Raw genomic sequence first — 23,013 nt, forward strand, 5'->3', positions numbered from 1 at the left:
GGCCCTCCAGCATCGCCTCACGGAACTTCTTCGAACCGTTGGCGTTCGTGCGCTCACCGATCGCCATATAGGCGGTGTCCTGGCGGAACGGCACCGTCTGGTAGAGCGAGGCGGCGCCGGGCTCGGGCTGCGGCCGCCGCTCGGCGGGCGAGGCACCCCGGACCCGCTCCACGAGCTGCCGCAGGTGCTCGGGGGTCGTGCCGCAGCAGCCGCCGACCAGGTTCAGCCCGTAGTCGCGTACGAAGGTGTCCTGGGCGTCCGCCAGGCCCTCGGCGTCGAGCGGGAAGTGGGCGCCGTCCTTGGTGAGGATCGGCAGACCGGCGTTGGGCATGCACAGCAGCGGGGTGCGGGAGTGGCGGGCGAGGTAGCGCAGGTGCTCGCTCATCTCGGCCGGGCCCGTCGAGCAGTTCAGACCGATCATGTCGATGCCGAGGGGCTCGAGGGCGGTCAGGGCCGCGCCGATCTCCGAGCCGAGCAGCATGGTGCCGGTCGTCTCGAACGCCATCGAGACCAGCAGGGGCACCTCGACGCCGGTCGCCTCCATGGCGCGCCGGGCGCCGAGGATGGAGGACTTGGTCTGGAGCAGGTCCTGCGTGGTCTCCACGATGAGCGCGTCCGCGCCGCCGGCCAGCAGGCCCTCCGCGTTGGCCTGGAAGCCGTCGCGCAGGGTGCCGTAGGCGATGTGGCCGAGGGTGGGCAGCTTGGTGCCCGGGCCGATCGAGCCCAGCACCCAGCGCGTGCGCCCGTCGCGTCCGGCGAAGGCGTCCGCGGTCTCACGGGCGATACGGGCGCCCGCCTCGGACAGCTCGAACACCCGCTCGGAGATGTCGTACTCGGCCATGGCCGAGTGGTTTGCGCCGAACGTGTTGGTCTCGACGCAGTCCACACCCGCGTCGAAGTACTCCTCGTGCACGGAGCGGACGATGTCCGGCCGGGTGACGTTGAGGATCTCGTTGCAGCCCTCGAGCTGCTCGAAGTCCTCGAGGGTGGGCTCCTGGGCCTGGAGCATGGTGCCCATGGCTCCGTCGGCCACCACCACACGGGTGGCCAGCGCCTCTCGGAGCGCGGACACACGGGTCCGGCTGTCGGCGGAAGGGGTCGGCGGCACAGAGGCCATGAAAGGGCTCCCTCAGATGCGACGGCTGTCGGCTTTGCGTCACCTCAGGATGCGGGCAGAAACACTTCCCGGGGCGAGCGCACGCCGTCAGGGTAGCCGGGACGGAGGCCTTATGGTCAGGGCGTCCACGGGACGGACGGGCGTGGCGGCCTCTCACAGGGCGGCCACGAGCCGGGCACGAGCGCAGTACGACCGGAGCACGAGCGTGCGACGGCCGCGTCACTCCGTGGAGACGAATGGCGTAACACGTATCGACCGAACATTAGCGAGAGGTCGGCATCGACCGGTAGTGTTCGACATTGCCGAACGGCGGCAGGAGATGTCGCGCGTGGACGGTCCAGGGGACGGAGGCAGGACGGCGATGGCACGGAACATCCAGTCGGTCGAACGTGCGGCCGCGATGCTGCGGCTGCTCGCCGGTGGCGAGCGGCGACTGGGCCTGTCGGACATCGCCTCGTCCACCGGCCTGGCCAAGGCCACCGCCCACGGCATCCTGCGCACCCTCCAGCAGGAGGGCTTCGTCGAGCAGGACGACGCCTCCGGGCGCTATCAGCTGGGCGCGGAGCTGCTGCGCCTGGGCACCACCTATCTGGACGTGCACGAGCTACGCGCGCGTGCCCTCGTATGGACGGACGACCTGGCCCGCTCCAGCGGCGAGAGCGTCCACCTGGGGGTGCTGCACCAGCAGGGCGTACTGATCGTGCACCACGTCTTCCGGCCCGACGACAGCCGGCAGGTACTGGAGATCGGGGCGATGCAGCCGCTGCACTCCACGGCCCTGGGCAAGGTACTGGCGGCCTACGACCCGGTCGCGCACAGCGAGGTACTGGAGGCCGAGCGCAAGCCGTTCACAGACCGCACGGTGTGCGAACCGGAGGCCTTCGAACGGGTCCTCGACCTGACCCGCGCGCGGGGCTACGCGGCCGACGTCGAGGAGACCTGGGAGGGCGTCGCCTCCATCGCCGCGCCCATCCACGACCGGCGGCGCATGCCCGTGGGCGCGGTCGGCATCACCGGCGCGGTGGAGCGGCTGGGGCGGGACGGCGAGGTGCGCCCCGAGCTGATCGCCGCGGTACGGGACTGCGCCCGCGCGGTCTCGCGCGACCTGGGCGCCGGACGCTTCTGAGCGGCCCACCGTCCGACCCTCCGTTTCCGAGGGGTACGCATGAGCAGGCCGGGACGTCCCGCGACGTTTCCGGCCTTTGCCATACGCAGAAATAACCGCTCGAAACGGCCAAAGAGGGCGAGTGCGTGCGCACCGGCGCGAAGATCGATAACTCGCAGCGATCAATAACGATCGCACTTTCGATAACAACACTCTTGACGCACACGTAACACCGCGGCAAGACTCCCGTCCATCGGTCGACATTGTCGAACACCTAACGGCAATACGCGCTAGAGTGTGACAACGCCAAAGGCCGGCATCGCTCTCACCCCCGAGGGCGCTCGAACCCCCGGCGGGACCCGGGGTTCGGCTTCCCTGGACGAAGGACAAAGGAGTCGCGGGTGTCCAGCTCCGACATCTTCATCGGCGAGACCATCGGTACCGCCATACTCATCCTGCTCGGCGGTGGCGTCTGCGCCGCCGTGACGCTGAAGGCCTCCAAGGCCCGTAACGCCGGCTGGCTCGCCATCACCTTCGGGTGGGGTTTCGCCGTTCTGACGGCTGTCTACACCTCGGCGCCCCTCTCGGGCGCCCACCTCAACCCGGCGGTCACCCTCGCCCTCGCGATCAAGGACGACGACTGGAGCAACGTTCCGGTCTACTGGGCCGGGCAGCTGCTCGGTGCCGCCATCGGCGCCACCCTGGTCTGGGTCGCCTACTACGGCCAGTTCCACGCGCACCTCACCGACAAGGAGATCGTCGGCGAGCCGGCGGCGGAGACCGCGAAGGCCAAGTCGGTCGAGGCGCGGGAACAGGGCGCAGGACCGGTCCTGGGCGTCTTCTCCACCGGCCCGGAGGTCCGGGTCGTCTGGCAGAACCTCGCCACGGAGATCATCGGCACCATCGTGCTCGTCCTCGCCGTGCTCACGCAGGGCCTGAACGACAAGGGCAACGGCCTCGGCAACCTGGGCGCGCTGATCACCGCGCTGGTGGTCGTCTCGATCGGTCTGTCCCTCGGCGGCCCGACCGGTTACGCGATCAACCCGGCCCGTGACCTCGGTCCGCGCATCGTGCACGCCCTCCTGCCCCTGCCCAACAAGGGCGGCTCCGACTGGAGCTACGCCTGGATCCCGGTGGTCGGTCCGCTGATCGGCGGCGCGATCGCTGCGGGTATCTACAACGTCGCTTTTGCTTGAGAGCACCAGCCACACCGCGTAGTCAGCAGCGCCGTACAGACAGCCCCCTCACCACGGAAACCCAGGAGCACACCGTGACCGACGCGCACACCGCCGGCCCCTTCATCGCCGCCATCGACCAGGGCACCACCTCCTCGCGCTGCATCGTCTTCGACCGGGACGGCCGTATCGTCTCCGTCGACCAGAAGGAGCACGAGCAGATCTTCCCGAAGCCGGGCTGGGTGGAGCACAACGCCACCGAGATCTGGACCAACGTCGAGGAGGTCGTCGCCTCCGCCATCGCGAAGGCCGGCATCACCCGCGACGACATCAAGGCCATCGGCATCACCAACCAGCGTGAGACCACGCTGCTGTGGGACAAGAACACCGGTGAGCCCGTCCACAACGCCATCGTCTGGCAGGACACCCGCACCGACGCGCTCTGCAAGGAGCTGGGCCGCAACGTCGGCCAGGACCGCTTCCGCCGCGAGACCGGCCTGCCGCTGGCCTCGTACTTCGCCGGCCCCAAGGCCCGCTGGCTGCTCGACAACGTCGAGGGCCTGCGGGAGCGCGCCGAGGCGGGCGACATCCTCTTCGGCACCATGGACAGCTGGGTCATCTGGAACCTGACGGGCGGTGTGAACGGCGGCCGGCACGTCACCGACGTCACCAACGCCTCCCGCACCATGCTGATGAACCTGCACACCATGGAGTGGGACGAGAAGATCGCCGAGTCCATCGGCGTGCCGCTCGCGATGCTCCCGGAGATCCGCTCCTCCGCCGAGGTGTACGGCGAGATCACCGGCGGCAAGCTGGGCGACCTGCTCGGCGGCATCCCCGTCGCCTCCGCGCTCGGCGACCAGCAGGCGGCCCTGTTCGGCCAGACCTGTTTCGCGGAGGGCGAGGCCAAGTCCACCTACGGCACCGGCACCTTCCTGCTGATGAACACCGGTGAGAAGCCGGTCAACTCCTACAACGGCCTGCTGACCACGGTCGGCTACCGCATCGGCGACCAGAAGGCGGTCTACGCCCTCGAAGGATCGATCGCCGTCACCGGTTCGCTGGTGCAGTGGATGCGCGACCAGATGGGCCTGATCTCCACCGCCGCCGAGATCGAGACCCTCGCGCTCTCGGTCGAGGACAACGGCGGCGCCTACTTCGTGCCGGCCTTCTCCGGTCTGTTCGCCCCGTACTGGCGCTCCGACGCCCGCGGTGTGATCGCCGGCCTCACCCGGTACGTCACCAAGGCGCACCTCGCGCGCGCCGTCCTGGAGGCCACGGCCTGGCAGACCCGTGAGATCACCGACGCCATGACGAAGGACTCCGGCGTCGAGCTCGCGGCGATCAAGGTCGACGGCGGCATGACCTCCAACAACCTGCTGATGCAGACGCTCTCGGACTTCGTGGACGCCCCCGTGGTGCGCCCGATGGTCGCCGAGACCACCTGCCTCGGCGCCGCCTACGCCGCCGGCCTCGCCGTCGGTTTCTGGACCAGCACCGACGATCTGCGCGCCAACTGGCGCCGGGCCGCCGAGTGGACCCCCCGCATGGACGCGGAGACCCGCGACCGTGAGTACAAGAGCTGGCTCAAGGCCGTCGAGCGGACCATGGGCTGGCTCGAGGACGAGGAGTAAGAACCCCACATGACCAGTCAGACCACCCTGAAGTCCGTGCCTGCCCTGGGGACGCACCCGGCGTCCGGCTCGAACCCGAGCCGCGCCGAGACCCGGGAACAGCTCTCCAAGGCGTCGTTCGACCTTCTCGTCATCGGCGGCGGCATCCTGGGCATCTCCACCGCCTGGCACGCCGCGCAGTCCGGGCTCAGGGTGGCTCTGGTCGACGCCGGCGACTTCGCCGGCGCCACCTCCTCCGCCTCCTCCAAGCTCCTCCACGGCGGTCTGCGCTACCTGCAGACCGGCGCGGTGAAGCTGGTGGCGGAGAACCACTTCGAGCGCCGTGCGGTCTCCCGCCAGGTGGCCCCCCACCTGGCGAACCCGCTCACGTTCTACCTCCCCGTGTACAAGGGCGGGCCGCACGGCGCGGCGAAGCTCGGGGCGGGCGTCTTCGCCTACTCCGCGCTGTCGGCGTTCGGCGACGGCGTCGGTCACCTCCTGTCCCCGGCCAAGGCCGCGCAGGACGTGCCCGAGCTGCGCACCGAAAACCTCAAGGCCGTGGCCGTGTACGGCGACGACCAGATGAACGACGCGCGCATGGCGCTGATGACGGTCCGCGCGGCCGTCGAGGCGGGCGCCGTCGTCCTGAACCACGCCGAGGTCTGCGGGCTGCGCTTCACCAAGGGCCGGGTCACCGGCGCCGAGCTGCGCGACCGGCTCTCCGGCGACGAGTTCGGCGTGAGTGCCCGGCTGGTGCTCAACGCGACCGGTCCGTGGGTGGACCACCTGCGCAGGATGGAGGACCCGAACGCGGCTCCGTCCATCCGCCTGTCCAAGGGCGCCCACCTGGTCCTGAAGCGCACCGCCCCCTGGAAGGCCGCGCTCGCGACCCCCATCGACAAGTACCGCATCACCTTCGCCCTCCCCTGGGAGGACATGCTGCTGCTCGGCACCACCGACGAGGAGTTCGAGGGCGACCCGGCGGACGTCGCTGTCACCGAGAAGGACACCGCCCAGATACTCGACGAGGCCGCGTTCTCCGTCCGCGACCAGCAGCTCGACCGTGACCTGATCACCTACGCCTTCGCGGGCCTGCGCGTGCTGCCGGGCGGTCCCGGCAGCACGGCGAAGGCCAAGCGCGAGACCGTGGTGACCGAGGGCAGGGGCGGCATGCTGTCCGTCGCCGGCGGCAAGTGGACGACCTTCCGGCACATCGGCCGTACGGTCATGCAGAAGCTGGAGGCGCTGCCCGGCCACCCGCTGGGCGACGACTTCGAGCCGATCTCCTCGCTGCCGAAGAAGCTGCCGCTGCCCGGCGTCGCCAACCCGCGCGCGGTCGCCCACCGGCTGCTGGTCGACAACCCGGCGCCCGGCCCGCGCATGGCGGCCGACACCGCCCGGCACCTGGCCACCCACTACGGCTCGCTGGCCTTCGACATCGCGCGGCTGGCCAACGAGAACCCCGAGCTGGGCGCGCGCGTCCACCCGGACGCCCCCGAGATCTGGGCGCAGGTCGTGTACGCCCGCGACAACGAGTGGGCCCAGACGGCGGACGACGTGCTGCGCCGCCGTACGACGCTGACGATCCGCGGTCTCGCCACGGACGACGTCCGCGGCAAGGTGCAGGACCTGCTCGACGAGAAGTAGGTCCCGGTCCGCCCGGCAAACCCTCCGGAAGACCCTCCGCCGGCCCGCTCCCCTGACCGGGGCCGGCGTCAGGGACGGCCCCTCCGTACCGGGGCCGGAACAGGAAGGGGCGGCTCCACCCCTATGGAGCCGCCCCTTTCGCCTGCCCGTCCGTCCTCGCGGCGGTCCGGTTGTCAGTGCCGGGTGCTTTCCTGGGGACATGAACATCGATCAGGCGGATCCCGCCGAACTGGCGGCCCTGCGGGCGGCCTTCGCCGTGGACGACGGCGGGGGGCCGGCGCTCGGCTGGGAGGCGGTGCGCGCCTTCGAGGCGGAGCACGGGGTGGTGCTGCCGGAGCCGTACCGCACGTTCGTGGCGGAGGTGTCCGACGGGTCGTTCCAGGGGCCGCCGGAGTACGGACTCGTGGGGCTGGCCGAGCTGCCATCCGACTGGGGCGACGACGGCAGGAGGAGAGATCTGGCCAAGCCGTTCCCGCTCACACGGCAGTGGCTGTGGGAGGAGGAGGACGTGCCCTACGAGGACCAGGACCCCGAGGCGGTCGTCGAGCAGGTGCTCAACCACGGTTCCGTCGTGCTGGGGACGGACGGGTGCGCCATGAACTGGCATCTCGTCGTCACCGGCCCGCACCGGGGGCAGATCTGGCAGGTGACCGAGGCGGGTGCCGTGCCGTTCGGCGCGGAGTTCGGCCATACGACCTCCGCGCCCGGCTTCGCTGGCTGGGTCGCGCACTGGGCGGCCGGCAGGGAGTGGTTCGACGCCGCGTGAGGCGTCACCGTCACCCCCTCAGGCCGGTCAGCCGAGCGACTCCACGACCGCACGTACCGCCTCCACGTCCGTCAGCTCCTCGCGGCGGACGATCAGTTCGCGCCCCAGCAGCAGCGCGCGCCGGGAGGCGGGCACCGGGTCCGGCAGGGTCGTCAGATCGGTCAGGTGGGCGAAGCCGATGATGCGGCGGACGATCTCCGTGCCGGCGTAGCCGACGGCGTCGGTCCACAGGCGGCGCAGGAAGCGGTCGAGGTAGGCGTCGTCGAAGAAGGCGTCGACGCGGGTCGGCCACAGGCGGCGGAACTCGGCCTCGAACGCCTCCCAGGAGAGCCGGAGCTGGTCGGCGTGGTCGGACAGCGCGCCCAGCGCCCGCGCCCGTTCCTCGGAGACCAGCACATTGGCCCAGTAGAGGCCCAGGTCGTAGCCGATGGGGCCGACGAAGGAGAACTCGGGGTCGAAGACCCGGACCACGGGGGCCCCTTCGCGCCTGCCGACCATCACGCTGCCGGTGTGCAGGTCGCCGTGGAGGAGGGCCTGGGCGCTGGTCATGAAGGTGTGGCGGAGGTCGGCGACCTCGGTGCGCAGCAGGGCGTCGGCGCGGAAGGCCGCGGCCAGGTCGTCGAGGCCGGGGTGCCAGTGGTTGTGTTCGTGCTCGACGTACGGCTCGGACAGCACGACGTCTTCGGTGATCTTGCACAGCTCCGGGCTGACGGAGGCCGCGATCAGGGCCTTGCGTTCGGCGGACGGCATGCCGAAGTCGCTGGTGGCGAAGGAGAACTGGGCGACGAACTCGCCGATCCTCGCCGAGGTGTGCGGGCCGTATGCCGCGCCCTCGTTGAGCAGCGTGCGCAGGACCTCGAGGTCGGACATGTCCTCCATGACGAGGGCGTAGTTCTCGGGGTCGTAGCCGTGCACCGCCGGGATCTTGTCGGGGGCGACCTTGGCGACCTGCTGGTAGGCGCGGGCCTCGGCGTCGGCGCGGTCGGGGTTCATCGGCCAGGACGGACCGGCGACGCGGACCCAGGGCAGGGCCTGCTTGACGGCGAGGCTGCGGGCGCCGTCGGCGGAGGAGGCCAGGAACACCCGGTTCATGTTGCCGTCCGACACCTCCCGGACCCGGATGTCCGCGAGGTCCTCCCAGTGGCCCCGCTCGCCGAGGTAGGCGGGGATGTCGTCGGTCTCCAGGATGCGGTAGCCCATGGTCGTGAACTCCCTTATGCGGTGCGGCGCTTGGACAGGGTGAAGCTGAAGACCAGGGCGAGGATCAGCACCGCGCCCTCGACGACGTCCTGCGTGTAGTACGGCAGGCCCTTGATGGTCAGGCCGGTGGTGATGATGCCGATGAGCACCGCACCGAGGGCCGTGCCCCAGACGTTCGGCCGGCCGCGGCCCAGGACGGAGGTGCCGACGAGTGCCACCGCGACCGCCTCCAGCAGCTGGGAGGTGCCGGCCGACACGTCGCCCTGGCCGATCCTGGACGCCAGGATGAGGCCGCCCACCGAGGCGAGGACGCCGGAGATCACGTAGGCCAGGGCGCGGTAGGCGCCGACCCGGATGCCGGCCAGCCGGGAGGCCTCGGGGTTGGCGCCGATGGCGTAGAGGACGCGGCCCCAGCGGGTGCGGGCGAGGAAGACCCAGGCGGCGATCGTCAGACCGCCGAAGATCAGCACGGAGATCGGGATGCCGGCGACCGTGCCGCGGTCGATCTTCAGGAAGCCGTCGGTGAACCTGCCGGGCGCGGTCGATCCGTCGGACATCGTCATGCCCGGAGTGATCGACTGGCCGTCGACGAGGATCAGCTTGCTGCCCTGGATGACGAACATCGTGCCGAGCGTGGCGAGCATGTCGGGGATCTTCAGTACGACGATCAGCAGGGCGTTGAGCAGGCCGGCGAGCGCGCCCGCCACCAGCACCGCGAGGATCGCGACCGTGCCGACCTGGTTGAAGACGACCATGGTCTGGGCGGCGACGGAGACGCCCAGTCCGGCGACGGCCCCGACGGACATGTCCATTCCGCCGACGGCCATGGTGAGGGTGACACCGAGGCCGAGGATGGCGGCGACGGAGACGTACCGCAGGGTGTCGAGCAGGGTGGCCGACTCGCGGAAGGAGCCCTCGCTCAGGGCGAAGTACAGGAACAGCGCGACCGTCACGAAGATGAAGCCGTACTTGATCACGGCGTTCTGGACGCGCACCGCGGTGCCGGCCGCCGGCCGGATCGCCGCCTTGGTGGGGACCTCGGTGCTCTGGGTGGTGGTCATGGGGTGATTCCTGGGCCTTCGTGGGGGCGGGCCGGCATCAGACGGACGCCGAGATGGTCTGGATCACGCGGTCGCGTTCCGCGTCTTCGCCGTACGCGTCGAGGTGGACCTCACCGGCCGCGAGGACGACGACCCGGTCGGCCACCTCCAGGACCTCGTCGACGTCGGCGGACAGGACGAGGACGGCCGCGCCCTCGGCGGCGAGGGCACGGGCCCGGCGGCCGATGTCGCGCCGCGCCCCGATGTCCACGCCTCGGAACGGTTCGTCCAGGATGAGGACACGTGGGGTGTGGGCGAGCCAGCGGCCGACGACGACCTTCTGCTGGTTGCCGCCGGACAGCTCCTCGACGGTGCTGTGCTCGTCACGGGCGACGACGCCGAGGGCGTCGATCGTCTCGCGGCCGAGGGCGTCCTCCTTCGGCCGGTTCATGAGACCGGCCCGGGAGAAGGACTTCAGGAACGGCAGCGAGATGTTCCGCGCGACCGACCAGCCGGGCACCAGGGCGTCGGCGTGCCGGTCCTCGGGGACGAGGTGGACGCCGGCGCGGATGGCGTCAAAGGGGCGGCGGGGCGCGTAGGCCGTGCCGTCCAGTGCGACGGTGCCGGTGGCGAAGGGCTCCGCGCCGAACAGACCGCGCGCCAGCTCGGTCTTGCCCGCGCCCAGCAGGCCCACGACGCCGGTGACCTCCCCGGCGCGCAGGTCGAGGTCGAGGGGGGTGCGGCCCTCGAAGAGGCGGACGCCGCGCAGCGAGAGGGCGACCTCGCCTTCGGCTCCTTCCCTGACGGGCCGGGCCGTCGTCACCTCGTGGGCCTGAGCCAGCATCGCGCGCAGGGCCGCGTCCCAGTCGAAGGGCCTGGCCTGGTCCTCGGTGAGAAGACCGTCGCGCAGGACGACCAGCCGGTCGGCGAGCGCGTCGATCTCGCCGAGCCGGTGGGAGACGTAGAGCACGGAGATGCCGTCCTCGCGCATCCGCTCGACGAGCGCGAACAGCCGCTCCGCCTCGGCGGCGGAGAGCGCGGAGGTCGGCTCGTCGAGGATGAGCAGCCGGGGGCGGGTCGCCAGGGCGCGGGCCAGGATCAGCAACTGCCGGTCGGAGATGCCGAGTTCGCCGACGTCCTGCTTGAGCACCTGCTCGTTCCAGTCCAGGCCGAGGCCGGCCTGGATCTCGCGGGCCCTGGCGAGCGTGGCGCGACCCCTCAGGAACGGGTTGCCGCGTTTTTGCGCGAGCTCCTCGAAGACCAGGTTCTCGGCGACCGTGAGGCCGGGCACGATGCCCTCGCCGATCCGCTGGTGCACGGTCTGGATGCCCAGTTGACGGGCGGCCAGCGGCGAGGCGAGGGCGACCGGGGCGCCGTCGACGCGCACCTCTCCCCCGTGGTCCGTGTGGACGCCCGAGAGGATCTTGATCAGCGTGGACTTGCCGGCGCCGTTCGCGCCGAGCAGCGCGACCACGCTGCCCGGTGCGATGTCCAGCGTCACGGAGGCGAGCACCGTCTTGCCGCCGAAGGCCATGCTGACATCGGTGAGACCGACCGCCGGGACGGCCCGCGAAGGGCCGGACTCAGTGGGCGACATTCGAGATCCAGTCCGCGGTCGAGACCTGCGACAGGTTCAGCGCGGGCAGCGCCTCCCGCAGCTGGTCCATGTTCGCGATCTTCTTCTCGCGCAGGAAGTCCTGCGTGATGGCGACGGCCGGGAACTCGACGGAGGTCTTGTTCAGCTGACCGGCCAGCTCCAGCGCCGTGGTGCGGACGACGGCCGCGCCGACGGCGGACGGGTCGGTGCCCGCGGTGGCGACCCAGGGGCTGTCGGCGGCGGTCATCTGCTGGATGTCGGCGTTGGAGACGTCGGCGCCGAAGACCTTCACCTTGTCCTGGAGCTTCTTGTTCTGCACGGCGAGCACGGTGCCCTTGGCCAGCTCGTCGTAGGGCGCGAAGACGCCGGCCACGTCGGAGTGCTGGGTGAGCGCGGCGGAGACGAGGGGAACGTTGTCGGTGGCCGTGGAGTCGGTGACCTTGCCGACCTTGAACTGCTGCTTCCAGGCCTGCGAGGTCACCGTCGACCTCCAGACGCCGTCGCGCTTGTCGAGGGCCGCGTAGCCCGCCACGTTGACGTAGCCGACCTTGGCGTTCTTGCCGACCTCCTTCGCCATCACGTCGAGGACCGCCTGGGCCATGCTCGCGTCGTCCTGCTTGGTGGAGACGACACCCTTCGTGGCGGTCTCGACGTCGTAGACGACGACCTTGACGCCCTTCTTCACCGCCTTGTCGATCTCCGGCTGGATGGTCGCCGGGAAGCCGTGGTCGATGATGATCGCCTTCGCCCCGGAGTTGATCGCCGAGGACAGGTCGGTGGCCTGCTTGGCGTTGTCGGCCTGGGCGTCGTACACGGTCAGGTCGATACCGAGCGCCTTGGCCTGGGCCTTCGCGCCGTTGCCCCACTGCTCGAAGTAGTCGCCGGCGCCGCTCTGCCGGACCAGGGCCACCTTGACCGCGCCCGCGCTGAAGGGGGCGGGCTTCTTGCCGGTGGCGGCGGAGGCCGACGCGGCGGAGTCGCCGGTGTCCTTCGAGGCGTCCGTGGACTGCGCGCAGCCGGAGAGGACCAGGGCGGAGACGGAGGCCAGCGACAGCGCGGCGAGAGGCAGACGGACACGGGACATGAGGGGCTCCAGGTGCAAGGTGGCGCAGAGGGGTGGGGCGCGGGGGAGGCGAAGCAGGGGTGCGTGAGCCCGGAGCGAAGGACGGGAACGAGCCACCGCGCGTGGCGGGGAGCGCCCCGGGAACGGGGGCGCGACAAAGCTCCGGGAGGGGTCAGCGACAGCTGGCCGTGGTCGACCGGAGCAAGTCCACGTACAGCCGCCGCACGAGCAGCAGCGTCTTCATATGCAGATCATGAGAACGATTTCAGCCACCCGTCAAAGGAATGGACACCATATCTCAGTATTCGAGACAACGATTACGTCACAGGCGAGGTACGCGCCGCCGGGAGTTACCATCACGGAACCGGCATCCGACCCGGCACAGTGAGGCCCCGATGACGTCATATCGCGCGAACGCGCTGCGCATGCCCTGCATGCGGCGCTGTCCCGGCGCGCCGTGTCGCGGCTGAGTGACCGTCCCCCGCCGCCCCGCCTCTCCCCCTCCTGCCCCTCTCCCCGTCCGATCCGTCTCGGTATCCGGACACCCCTTCCAGAAGCCTGGAGTTGCTTCCATGACGCTGCTGACGACCTGGTCCGAGTCCGGCCCGGAGACCCTGGTCCGCCGCACCTGCGACCCCGTCGAGATCGCCGCGGCCCTCGAGCCGCTGGGCGTGCGCTACGAACAGTGGCCGGTCCGCGCGGACGTGCCGTTCGACGCCGACAGCGAGACGGTGTTCGCGGCGTACGGCCCGGAGATCGAGAAGCTGAACGCGCAGGAGGGCTTCACCACCGTCGACGTCCTCGGTCTGCACCCGAGCGACGACCCGGAGTTCCCGGCGAAGGCGAAGGCCGCCCGCGAGAAGTTCCTCCAGGAGCACACCCACGACGACGATGACGAGGTCCGCTTCTTCGTCTCCGGCTCCGGCATCTTCTACCTGCACGTGAACGGCGAGGTGCACGCGGTCTTCTGCGAGAAGGGCGATCTGCTGGGCGTGCCGCGCGGCACCACCCACTGGTTCGACATGGGCACCAGCCCCTCGTTCACGGCGATCCGCTTCTTCCACGAGGAGGACGGCTGGATCGGCAGCTTCACCGGCTCCACCATCGCCGGCCGCTTCCCCGACTACGACACGATCGCGGCCGGCTACGAGGCCGACCGGGCCGCCGCGTGAGCCTGCCGGGCCCGGCGTACGACGTGGACGCCGTGGTGCTCGACATCGAGGGCACCACGAGCGCCACGGGCTTCGTGGTGGACGTGCTGTACCCGTACTCCCGCGCCCGCTTCGCCGAGCTGCTCACCGAACGGGCCGGGGAGCCCGCGGTGGCACGGGCGATCGCGCAGGTACGTGAGCTGACGGGCGAACCGGACGCCGACGCGGCCGCGATCGAGAAGACGCTGAACGCCTGGCTCGACGAGGACCGCAAGGCGACCCCGCTGAAGAGCCTGCAGGGCGTCATCTGGTCCGAGGGCTTCGCGCGCGGCGACCTCGTCTCGCACTTCTACGACGACGTCGTGCCGCGGCTGCGCGCCTGGCACGCGGCGGGGCTGCGACTTTACGTCTACTCGTCGGGCGCGGTGTCCGCCCAGCAAGCGTGGTTCACCAACAGCCCGGCGGGCGACCTCACCTCGCTGCTTTCCGGGCTGTACGACACCGAGAACGCCGGCCCCAAGCAGGAGCCGCAGTCGTACCGCCGTATCGCCGCGTCGACCGGAGTGGCGGCCGACCGGCTGCTGTTCCTCTCCGACCGGCCCGGCGAGCTGGACGCGGCCCGCGAGGCCGGCTGGCACACGGTCGGCGTCCGGCGGCCGGGGGAACCGTATTTCGAGCAGGGCGTCGGCGACCACGCGCAGGCGGGGACGTTCGACGAGATCACCGTGAGCAACTCCAGGAGCACTTCATGACCGCCGACCTCACCGCATCGGACCTGGAGGAGGCGGGGGCGGTCCTCGCCGCCGAGGCCGCCCGCTTCGCCTCCTTCGGCTGGATGCGCGGCACCTCGGGCAACCTGTCGGTGGTGCTCACCCGCGACCCGCTGCGGCTCGCGGTCACCGCGAGCGGCCACGACAAGGGTGAACTGACCCCGGCGGACGTGGTGCTGGTGGACGGCAACGGCGCCGCCGTGCACGAGGGCAAGCCGTCCGCCGAGGCCGAACTGCACGCGCGCGTGGCCGCGCTGACCGGTGCGGGCGCGGTCGTGCACGTGCACACGGTGGCGTCCGTGGCGCTCGGCCACCGGCACCCGGGCGGGATCGTCTTCAAGGACATCGAGATGCTCAAGGGCGTCGGCCAGCCCGCGCACGACGTCGAGGTCACCCTGCCGGTCATCGCCAACAGCCAGGACATGAAGGTCCTCGGCGACCGGCTGGAGGCGGCCCGCGAACCGCGGATGCCCGCGGTGGTCGTGGCCGGGCACGGTCTGTACGTGTGGGGCGACACCCCGCGCCAGGCCCGTCACCACACCGAGGTCGTCGAATGGCTCCTGGAGCTGGAGCTGACGCGGCGCTGACCACGAGAGACCCGCGACGCACAGGGGACGCGCGAGACACGCGAAAGGCCACGGTCCCTCGACCGTGGCCTTCGGTGCGTCCGGCGCGGCCGGTGTGCTCGGCGCGGCTCAGCGCAGCCGGTCCCCGGGCAACTCCCCCGAGGACACCTCAAGTACGCCCCGCTCGGTCACCAGGCCCGTCACCAGCCGGCCCGGCGTGACGTCGAACGCCGGGTTGTGACCGCGCGACTCGGCGGGCGCGGTGCGCACCCCGGCCCACTCCAGCACCTCGTCCTCGCCGCGGAGTTCGATGTGGATGGCGGCGCCGTCCGGCGTCGAGAGATCGACCGTGGTGGTGGGCGCCGCCACCAGGAACGGGATGCCCGCGTCGGCGCAGGCGAGGGCGACGCCCACGGTGCCGACCTTGTTGGCGGTGTCGCCGTTGGCCGCGATGCGGTCGGCGCCCACGATCGCCGCGTCGACCTCGCCGCGCAGGATGGTGCCGGCGGCGGCCCCGTCGGCCTGGACGAAGTGCGCGATGCCCTCCTGGACCAGCTCCCAGGCGGTCAGGCGCGATCCCTGGAGCAGCGGGCGGGTCTCGTCGGCGTAGACGACCTCGAGGCGTCCGCGCGCGTGCAGTTCGCGGATGACACCGAGGGCGGTGCCCCAGCCGGCGGTGGCCAGCGCGCCGGTGTTGCAGTGCGTCAGGATCCGCAGCGGGCGGTCCGCGCCGACCCGCTCCAACAGCCAGTCCGCGCCGAACGCGCCCATCGCGCGGTTGGCCTCGACGTCCTCGCGCTGCACCGCGGCCGCCTCCGCCACAACCGCGTCGAGCCCCTCGTCGAAGCGGGTCATGACCCGGTCCACGCACACCATGAGGTTCACGGCGGTCGGGCGGGCCTCGCGGACGCGGGCGACGGCCTTGCGTATCTCGTCGGCCGTCCAGCCCTCGCGCTCACCCTCCATGAGCGCGATCGCGACGCCGTAGGCGCCCGCCGCGCCGATCGCGGGGGCGCCGCGCACGACCAGCCGCTGGATCGCGTCGACCAGGGTGTCCACATCGTGGACATCGACGATCGCGGTGCGGTGCGGGAGAGCGGTCTGGTCGATCAGCGCGAGGCCGGTTCCGGTCCACTCGACGGCGCGCAGTTCCTGGGACATAACGGGACGCTCCTGATGTTCCAATGGTGTTCGACACCGTACATGACCTCGAAGAACCCTCGACGGACGGCGAGCGAACCACAGTTCGAGACACCCCGTCGGATGTCCGGAAACGAGTGTTAGAGTCCAGCACCTGCATCCGCAGGGCGATACCAGCATCCCGCAGAACGAGACGGAGGGGGAACGCATGCCGCTGCTCACCAGGCGCCGCTTCCTCGACTTCGGCCGCTGCGCCGGCGACGGCTGTCGCGGCTGAGTCCGTCCTCTCGGCCCTCCCCCGCGGTCTGAGCCGCACCGAGCACCGTCGCTCACCTCACCCCGCCGTACGCGCGCACCTCAGCATCGCGATGCGCCTCTCTCGGCATACCCGGAAGGTTCCCCGATGCCCCGCAGACACCGCCGTTCCGTGCAGCTCGCCGCCCTCGCGACCGGCACCGTGCTCCTCGCCACCGCCTGCAACGCCGCCGCGGAGAAGGACGACTCGGCCACGGCCGCGAGCGGCGGCAGCGGCAAGTCCTTCACCCTCGTCACCCCCGACGCCGTCGGCCAGAACGAGTTCCTCAAGCTCGCGGTGACCGGCATCAAGAGCGCGGCGAAGCAGCACGACGGGACCCAGAAGGTCTACGAGTCCACCGACACCGCCTCCCAGCAGCAGAACGTGCAGGCCGCGGTGGACGCCAAGCCGGACGTCATCGTCCTCGTCGGCTTCGAGTTCGCCGACCTCGTCGCCCAGCAGGCCGAGAAGAACCCGGGCCAGCAGTTCCTGATCATCGACGCGTGCACCACCAAGACCTTCAAGAACGTCAGCTGCGCGGTCTTCCGTGAGCACGAGGGCGTCTACCTCGCCGGCGCCGAGGCGGGCCTGCTGAGCAAGTCCGGCAAGGTCGGCGCCGTCGACGTGCTCGACACTCCCCAGTTCCGCCGCTACAGCGACCCGTTCGCGGCCGGCGCCAAGAAGGTCGCCGCGGGGACGCAGGCGTCGACCCGCTTCGTGGGCGGCCAGTCCCCCTTCGACGACTCGGCGCGCGCCAAGGAACAGGCGAACACCCTGCTGGCCAAGGGCTACGACCAGATCATGGCGGCCGCGGCGGCCGGCAACTACGGCGTCTTCGAGGCCGCGAAGGCCAAGGGCGCGTTCGCGTACGGCGTCGACGTCAACCAGTGCGCCTCGGCGCCGGGCACGGTCGTCGACAACGTGATCAAGCGCACGGACATCGCCGTCGAGAAGGGCATCGAGTCGGTCCTCGGCGGCACCACCGGCACGACCGTCTCGTACGGCCTCAAGGAGGGCGGCATCAGCCTGACCGGCCTGGAGGACGGCGTGGACACGTCGAAGTGCGTGATCGCCGACCACAAGGACGTCCTCACGAAGGTCGAGGCGCTGCGCGACCAGATCGTCTCCGGAGAGCTGAAGGTCGATGACCCCGCCGCCGGCTGAACCTGGGACCGGCACGGAAGAGAGCGGCGCGGGCGTGACCGGCGTCGCCGTCGAGCTCCGGGGAATCACCAAGCGGTTCCCCGGCACGCTCGCCAACGACGCCGTCGACCTGACCGTCCGTCACGGTGAGATCCACGCCCTGATGGGCGAGAACGGCGCGGGCAAGTCCACCCTGATGTCGGTCCTGTACGGCATGGAGCGCGCCGACGCCGGGTCGATCCGGGTCGACGGGCGGGAGGTGCGCTTCGCCAGCCCCTCCGACGCCATGGCCGCGGGGCTCGGCATGGTCCACCAGAGCTTCAAGCTGTTCGACTCGCTGACGGTCGCCGAGAACGTCGTCTACGCGGCCGAACCGCGCCGCTTCGGCCTGGTGGACCGGGCCGCGGCCCGCCGCCGGGTGCGTGCGCTCGCCGAGGAGCACGGGCTGGCCGTCGATCCCGACGCCCGGGTCGGCGGCCTGCCGGTCGGGCTGCGGCAGCGCGTGGAGATCCTCAAGCTGCTGCACCGCGGCGCCCGTACGCTCATCCTCGACGAGCCGACGGCCGTGCTCACCCCGGCGGAGGCGGACACCCTGTTCGGCGTGCTCAAGTCGCTGACCGCGCAGGGCCGTACGGTCGTCCTCGTCACGCACAAGCTGCGCGAGGTGCTGGAGGGCAGTGACCGGGTGACCGTCCTGCGGGACGGCCGGGTCGCCGCCCGGCTGGTCACCTCCGAGACGACGGCCGACGAGATCGCCGCCGCGATGACCGGCCGCGCGGTGGAACTGGACCGTGTCCACGCGCCGGGAACGCCCGGTGAAGCAGTGCTGCGGGTCACCGGGTTCAGCACGGATTCCGTCCACGATGTGGACCTCACCGTCCGCGCCGGTGAGATCGTCGGCATCGCGGGCGTCGCCGGGAACGGCCAGAGCGAGCTGGTCGAGGCGCTGGCCGGGCTGCGACCCGTCTCCGCCGGACAGGTCACGCTCCAGGGCGACGACATCACGCACGCCTCGGCCACCGAGCGGCGTGTGAAGGGGCTCGCCTACGTCCCCGAGGACCGGCACGCGGTCGGTACGGCCCCCGCCGCCTCGGTCGCGGACAACCTGGCGATGGGACACCACCGCACCACCCTCTCCGCCCGCGGCCTGCTGCCGCCTGCGGCCGTCCGCGCGCACGCCCGGCGGCTCGTCGAACGCTTCGGCATCAAGGCGTCGACCACCGAGGTCCCGGCCTCCGCGCTGTCCGGCGGCAATCTCCAGAAGCTGCTCATCGGCCGCGAACTCGCCCACGAAGCACCGCTGTTGCTGGTCGAACAGCCGACCCGGGGCGTCGACATCGGCGCCATCCAGAACATCCACGACCAGCTGATCGCCTACCGCGACGCCGGTCACGCCGTCCTCCTCGTCTCGGCCGAGCTGAGCGAGATCCGCGGCCTCGCGGACCGTGTGCTCGTCATGTACGAGGGCCGGGTCGCGGCCTCGTACACCAAGGAAGAGGCGGACGAGCGGACGCTGGGCCTCGCCATGGCGGGCGCCCCCGTGGAGGCCACCGACATGAACCCACTGACATGACACGCATATCCGGAGCCCTGCGCTCCCCCCTCACCTTCTCCGTCCTCGCGGGCCTCGTCATCGGCGCGCTGTTCCTGCTCGGCACCGGCGCGGACCCCGTCACGGCGTACCGGGCCGTCGTGACCGGCGCGCTCGGCGCCGACGGCATCGGCTCGACCCTGACCACCGGCACCAGCGTGCTCGGTCTGGCGCTCGCGCTGGCGATCCCGCTGCGGGCCGGGCTGATCAACCTCGGCGGCGACGGACAGATGGTGCTCGGCGGGATCACGGCCGCCGTCACCGGCCTCTACTCGCCGCTCCCCGCGCCCCTCACCGTGGTCCTGGCGCTGCTCGCCGGGATGGCGGCGGGCGCCGGGTACGCCGTCCTGGCCGCCCTGTGCGAGAACCACCTCGGGGTCCCGCTGCTGGTCAGCAGCCTGCTGCTCAGCTATCCGGCGGTGTCGCTCGCCTCCTACCTGGCGCGCTACCCGCTGAAGGAGCCGGGCTCCAGCCTGCCCCAGACCCGTGCGCTGCCGGACGGGGTGGCACTGCCCGCGTTCGGCGACTCCACGGTCACCCTCGGGCTCGTCCTCGTCGCGATCGCCGCCGCCGCGTACTGGTTCACCGACAAGCGCACCGCCGTCGGCTACGAGATCCGCATGACCGGCCTCAACCCCCGCTTCTCCGCGTACGCCGGCGTCGAACGCCGAGGCCTGACCCTGAAGTTGATGGCGCTCTCCGGCGGCCTCGCAGGCCTCGTGGGCGCCATCGGGGTGCTGAGCTTCCCCTACCGCTTCGTGGACGGCTCGCTCACCGCCCCCGGCTACACCTGGACCGGCCTCACGGCGGCCCTGCTCGCCGCCGCGGCTCCGCTGGGCACGGTCGTCGCCGCGTTCTTCTTCGCCGTCCTCCAGGTCGGCGGACTGGCGATGGAGCGCACCACCGAGGTGCCGCGCGAACTGACCCAGGTGCTCCAGGCGATCGTGATCGTGTTCCTCGCGGCCCGGCTGCGCTTCCCCAGCCGCCTGTTCCCCAGCCGCTGGTTCGGCCGTCGCACCCGGGAAAGCGAGGCGGTGTGATGTTCCTCGACTCCGATCTCCTCATGTCGGCGCTGCGCGCGCTCACCCCGATCCTGCTGGCGGCCCTCGGCGGCGCCCTGTGCGAGCGTGCCGGGGTCTTCAACATCGGCCTCGAGGGCATGATGCTGATGGGCTGCTTCACCTCCGTGGCGACCAGCTGGTTCACCGGCAGCCCCTGGCTCGGCGTCCTGGCGGCGGCCCTCGCGGCGGCCGCGTACTCGCTGATCCTGGCCGTGGGGGCGGTCACCCTGCGCGGGGACGCGGTGGTCCTCGGCATCGCCATGAACCTCCTGGCCGTCGGCCTGACCAGCTTCCTGCTGCGCACCGTCTTCGGCGTGCAGGGCACCTTCGACGATCCCTCCCTCGCCGGGCTGCCGCTGATCGGTGGCTTCACCCCGCTCGCGTACCTGTCGTGGGCGGCGGTCGCGGTCGCCGCCCTGCTGCTGTCGCGCCATGTGTGGGGGCTCCGGCTGCGCGGGGTCGGCGAGGCGCCCGACGCGGCGGCCACCCTCGGGGTCAGCCCGGCGAAGTACCGGTACGGCGCGATCCTGCTGTCGGGAGTGCTGTGCGGTCTCGCGGGCGCCCAGCTCGCCCTCGGCAACGTCACGTTGTTCACGGAGAACATGACGGCGGGCCGTGGTTGGATCGCTGTCGTGGCCGTCATGCTGGGCCGCGCCGCACCCCTGGGCGTCCTGCTCGCCGCGCTGCTGTTCGGGCTCGCCGAAGCGGCCGGGTTCCGCCTCCAGGGCCTCGGCCTGCCGCAGCAGGCGACCGACGCCGCGCCCTACGTCGTCACGCTCGGCGCCCTGTTCCTCACGACGGCCCGCCGCCGTCGCCGCCCCCGTACCACCGGAGCCGTCCAATGACACAGGACCTGCTGCCCGTCACCCGCATTCCGCGCACCGGTCTCCCGGCGCACGCCGTGGTCGTGGGCGACCCGGCCCGCGCCGCCGCCGTCGCCGCGCTCCTCGACGGCGCCGAGGAGGTCTCGTACCACCGCGAGTACCGGGTGTTCAGCGGAAGCTGGAAGGGCGTGCCGGTCGTCGTGGCCTCGCACGGCGTGGGCGCGCCCGGCGCGATCCTGCTGTTCCAGGAGCTGGCGGACGCGGGCGTGCGCACCTTCCTGCGGTTCGGTACGGCGGGCGCCATGAAGCCGGGCATCGGGGACGGCGACCTGGTCGTCGCGGAGGCGGCCGTACGCGACGACGGCGTCACCCATCAGCTGCTGCCCCCGGAGTACCCGGCGGTGTCCGCGCCCGAGGCGGTCCTCGCCCTCCAGCGCGCGGCCCGCGAAGCCGGCGCCCCGCACCACCGGGGCGTCGTGTGGACCCGGGCGGCCTTCCAGCCGGGCCTGCTCCCGCTCTTCTCCTACGAGGGCGCCGGGCTCGCCGCCATCGAGATGGAACTGTCCGCGCTGCTGGTCACCGCCTCGCTGCGCGGCCTGGTCGCGGGCGGTGTGCTGGTGATCGACGGGGCCAACGCGGACGAGCTGGTCGACGAGCAGGCGACCGGCGGCTACGACCCGCACCGGGAGATCGTCGCGGCCGGCGTCGAACGGGGCGCGGTGGTGTCGCTTGAGGCGCTGCGGCTGCTCGCGGAAGCGGAAGCGCGGGGTGCACAGGCGTGAGCATCGACCTGCTGGTGCACGGCGGCGACGTCCTGACGATGGACGACGCCGGAACCGTCGTCCAGGGCGGGGCCGTAGCCGTCCACGAGGGCGCCGTCCTCGCCGTGGGACCGGCCCACGAGCTGCGCGAGCGCCACACCGCGGCCGAGGAGATCGACGCCGGCGGCTGTCTCGTCCTCCCCGGGCTGATCAACACGCACACCCACCTCGCGATGACCCTGCTGCGCGGCCGCGCCGACGACGTGACCCTCCAGGGCTTCCTGGAGCGGGTGCTGAAGTGGGAGGCGGAGCTGCTGGCGCCGCAGAACGTGGCGGCGGCGGTGCGGCTGGCGGTCGCCGAGAGCCTGCGGGCCGGGGTGACCTCGGCGCTGGACATGTACTGGTTCCACGAGGCGGCCGAGCGGGCGGCCCGCGAGACGGGCTGGCGGCTGCACACCGGGCCCACCTTCATGGACGTTCCCGGGCCGCCGGACGGCATGGCGTACGAGGAGCGGCTCGGGTGGGCGCGACGCGACCTCGAGGCGCGCGGGCCCGCCCGGCCCGGACACCGGCCGGTCGTCTTCGCGCACTCGGCGTACGCCCTCTCCCCCAGGCAGCTCACCGATGTCTTCGCGCTGGCCCGGGAGTTCGGGGCGCTGGTGCACATCCACGCGGCCGAGAACGCCACCGAGGTCGCCACCGTCGAGGTGCAGCACGGGAAGCGGCCGGTGGAGCTGCTCGACTCCCTCGGGCTGCTCGGCCCCGACGTGCTGCTCGCGCACGCCGTCGACCTCACCGGGCCCGAGATCGCGGCGCTGGCCCGGACGGGCACGGCCGTCGCCCACTGTCCGGTGTCGAACCTGAAGCTGGGCTGCGGCATCGCGCCCGTGCCGCGGCTGCTGAGCGCGGGCGTGACGGTGGGACTGGGCACGGACGGCGCCGTCAGCTCCAACTCGCTGGACGTGCTGGGGGCCGTACGGCAGGCGGCGCTGGTGCACAAGGCGTCCGGCGATCCGACGGCAGTCGGCGCCGAGCAGGCCGTACGGATGGCGACGATCGAGGGCGCGCGGGCGCTCGGGCTCGGCGAGCAGCTCGGTTCGCTGGAGGCGGGCAAGCGGGCCGACCTGATCGTCATCGACCTGGACGCACCGCATCTGCGGCCGCGCCACGACCCGTGGTCGACGCTGGCGTACGCGGCGCACCCCTCGGACGTGCGGGACACCGTCGTCGACGGGCGGGTGCTGATGCGCGATCGTGGGCTGACCACGGTCGACGAGCGGGCGGTGATCGCGGACCTGGAGGCACTGCTCTGATCTGCCCCCATAATGGCGCTGAGACATCCGATGTCTAGATCTGATGTCCAGATCCGATGTCCGGATGCGATGTCC

20 protein-coding genes are annotated in these 23,013 nt (G+C 71.6%); 14 read left to right on the top strand and 6 right to left on the bottom strand.

Going from position 1 to position 23,013, the window contains the following annotated elements; all coding sequences use genetic code 11:
- On the bottom strand, positions 1-1,117 hold a 1,117-nt coding region (locus tag QQM72_RS31005; RefSeq protein WP_314224153.1), incomplete at its 3' end, for a homocysteine S-methyltransferase family protein.
- A gap of 361 nt (positions 1,118-1,478) precedes the next feature.
- Here QQM72_RS31005 and QQM72_RS31010 point away from each other — a divergent pair.
- From QQM72_RS31010 to QQM72_RS31030, 5 genes are all read left to right on the top strand, one after another.
- Positions 1,479-2,243, top strand: a complete 765-nt coding sequence (locus QQM72_RS31010; protein ID WP_314224154.1) for an IclR family transcriptional regulator — start codon at positions 1,479-1,481, stop codon at positions 2,241-2,243.
- Between the two features lie 380 nt (positions 2,244-2,623).
- A complete protein-coding gene (locus QQM72_RS31015; RefSeq protein ID WP_314224155.1) occupies positions 2,624-3,418 on the top strand; it encodes an MIP/aquaporin family protein in 795 nt (264 codons plus the stop codon).
- 74 nt (positions 3,419-3,492) lie between these two features.
- On the top strand, positions 3,493-5,031 hold the full coding sequence (gene glpK / locus QQM72_RS31020) for a glycerol kinase GlpK (protein ID WP_020128308.1): 1,539 nt from the start codon (positions 3,493-3,495) through the stop codon (positions 5,029-5,031).
- Positions 5,032-5,040: 9 nt separating this feature from the next.
- On the top strand, positions 5,041-6,657 hold the full coding sequence (locus QQM72_RS31025; protein WP_314224156.1) for a glycerol-3-phosphate dehydrogenase/oxidase: 1,617 nt from the start codon (positions 5,041-5,043) through the stop codon (positions 6,655-6,657).
- A gap of 199 nt (positions 6,658-6,856) precedes the next feature.
- Positions 6,857-7,423, top strand: coding sequence for an SMI1/KNR4 family protein (locus tag QQM72_RS31030; protein ID WP_314224157.1), 567 nt, complete (start codon positions 6,857-6,859; stop codon positions 7,421-7,423).
- A 27-nt stretch (positions 7,424-7,450) separates the two neighbouring features.
- Here the strand turns inward: QQM72_RS31030 and mtnK are convergent, their stop codons facing one another.
- From mtnK to QQM72_RS31050, 4 genes are read right to left on the bottom strand one after another with little or no spacing between them, the layout of a single operon-like run.
- Positions 7,451-8,623 carry an S-methyl-5-thioribose kinase gene (gene mtnK, locus QQM72_RS31035; protein WP_314224158.1) on the bottom strand — a complete coding sequence of 391 codons (1,173 nt, stop codon included), beginning with the start codon at positions 8,621-8,623 and terminating at the stop codon, positions 7,451-7,453.
- A 14-nt stretch (positions 8,624-8,637) separates the two neighbouring features.
- Complete coding sequence (locus tag QQM72_RS31040) at positions 8,638-9,684, bottom strand: ABC transporter permease (RefSeq protein ID WP_314224159.1); 1,047 nt, start codon at positions 9,682-9,684, stop codon at positions 8,638-8,640.
- 37 nt (positions 9,685-9,721) lie between these two features.
- A complete protein-coding gene (locus tag QQM72_RS31045; RefSeq protein ID WP_314224160.1) occupies positions 9,722-11,260 on the bottom strand; it encodes a sugar ABC transporter ATP-binding protein in 1,539 nt (512 codons plus the stop codon).
- Positions 11,247-12,344: a substrate-binding domain-containing protein gene (locus QQM72_RS31050; RefSeq protein ID WP_314224161.1), complete on the bottom strand. Its 1,098-nt coding sequence runs from the start codon at positions 12,342-12,344 to the stop codon at positions 11,247-11,249. Before QQM72_RS31050 ends, QQM72_RS31045 begins: the two co-directional genes overlap by 14 nt.
- 551 nt (positions 12,345-12,895) lie before the next feature.
- On the opposite strand from QQM72_RS31050, the gene QQM72_RS31055 reads away from it, so the two are divergent.
- From QQM72_RS31055 to mtnB, 3 genes are read left to right on the top strand one after another with little or no spacing between them, the layout of a single operon-like run.
- Positions 12,896-13,495, top strand: coding sequence for a 1,2-dihydroxy-3-keto-5-methylthiopentene dioxygenase (locus QQM72_RS31055; RefSeq protein ID WP_314224162.1), 600 nt, complete (start codon positions 12,896-12,898; stop codon positions 13,493-13,495).
- On the top strand, positions 13,492-14,226 hold the full coding sequence (gene mtnC, locus QQM72_RS31060) for an acireductone synthase (RefSeq protein ID WP_314224163.1): 735 nt from the start codon (positions 13,492-13,494) through the stop codon (positions 14,224-14,226). The genes QQM72_RS31055 and mtnC overlap by 4 nt, the downstream gene beginning before the upstream one ends.
- Positions 14,223-14,831: a methylthioribulose 1-phosphate dehydratase gene (gene mtnB, locus QQM72_RS31065; protein ID WP_314224164.1), complete on the top strand. Its 609-nt coding sequence runs from the start codon at positions 14,223-14,225 to the stop codon at positions 14,829-14,831. Before mtnC ends, mtnB begins: the two co-directional genes overlap by 4 nt.
- Before the next feature lie 108 nt (positions 14,832-14,939).
- Here the strand turns inward: mtnB and mtnA are convergent, their stop codons facing one another.
- Positions 14,940-15,971 (bottom strand): S-methyl-5-thioribose-1-phosphate isomerase, encoded by a 1,032-nt coding sequence (gene mtnA / locus QQM72_RS31070; RefSeq protein WP_314224165.1) that lies wholly within the window; start codon positions 15,969-15,971, stop codon positions 14,940-14,942.
- Positions 15,972-16,353: 382 nt separating this feature from the next.
- On the opposite strand from mtnA, the gene QQM72_RS31075 reads away from it, so the two are divergent.
- The 6 genes from QQM72_RS31075 to QQM72_RS31100 are packed head-to-tail and all read left to right on the top strand — an operon-like array spanning position 16,354 to position 22,938.
- Positions 16,354-17,409 carry a BMP family ABC transporter substrate-binding protein gene (locus QQM72_RS31075; RefSeq protein WP_314224166.1) on the top strand — a complete coding sequence of 352 codons (1,056 nt, stop codon included), beginning with the start codon at positions 16,354-16,356 and terminating at the stop codon, positions 17,407-17,409.
- A complete protein-coding gene (locus tag QQM72_RS31080; RefSeq protein WP_314224167.1) occupies positions 17,390-18,961 on the top strand; it encodes an ABC transporter ATP-binding protein in 1,572 nt (523 codons plus the stop codon). The genes QQM72_RS31075 and QQM72_RS31080 overlap by 20 nt, the downstream gene beginning before the upstream one ends.
- A complete protein-coding gene (locus QQM72_RS31085; protein WP_314224168.1) occupies positions 18,958-20,019 on the top strand; it encodes an ABC transporter permease in 1,062 nt (353 codons plus the stop codon). The genes QQM72_RS31080 and QQM72_RS31085 overlap by 4 nt, the downstream gene beginning before the upstream one ends.
- Positions 20,019-20,885 (top strand): ABC transporter permease, encoded by an 867-nt coding sequence (locus QQM72_RS31090; RefSeq protein WP_314224169.1) that lies wholly within the window; start codon positions 20,019-20,021, stop codon positions 20,883-20,885. Before QQM72_RS31085 ends, QQM72_RS31090 begins: the two co-directional genes overlap by 1 nt.
- On the top strand, positions 20,882-21,646 hold the full coding sequence (locus QQM72_RS31095; protein WP_314224170.1) for a nucleoside phosphorylase: 765 nt from the start codon (positions 20,882-20,884) through the stop codon (positions 21,644-21,646). The genes QQM72_RS31090 and QQM72_RS31095 overlap by 4 nt, the downstream gene beginning before the upstream one ends.
- A complete protein-coding gene (locus tag QQM72_RS31100) occupies positions 21,643-22,938 on the top strand; it encodes an amidohydrolase (RefSeq protein WP_314224171.1) in 1,296 nt (431 codons plus the stop codon). The genes QQM72_RS31095 and QQM72_RS31100 overlap by 4 nt, the downstream gene beginning before the upstream one ends.
- Positions 22,939-23,013 lie beyond the last annotated feature (75 nt).

Source organism: Streptomyces zaehneri, from assembly GCF_032248645.1.
GTDB classification, from domain to species: domain Bacteria; phylum Actinomycetota; class Actinomycetes; order Streptomycetales; family Streptomycetaceae; genus Streptomyces; species Streptomyces coriariae.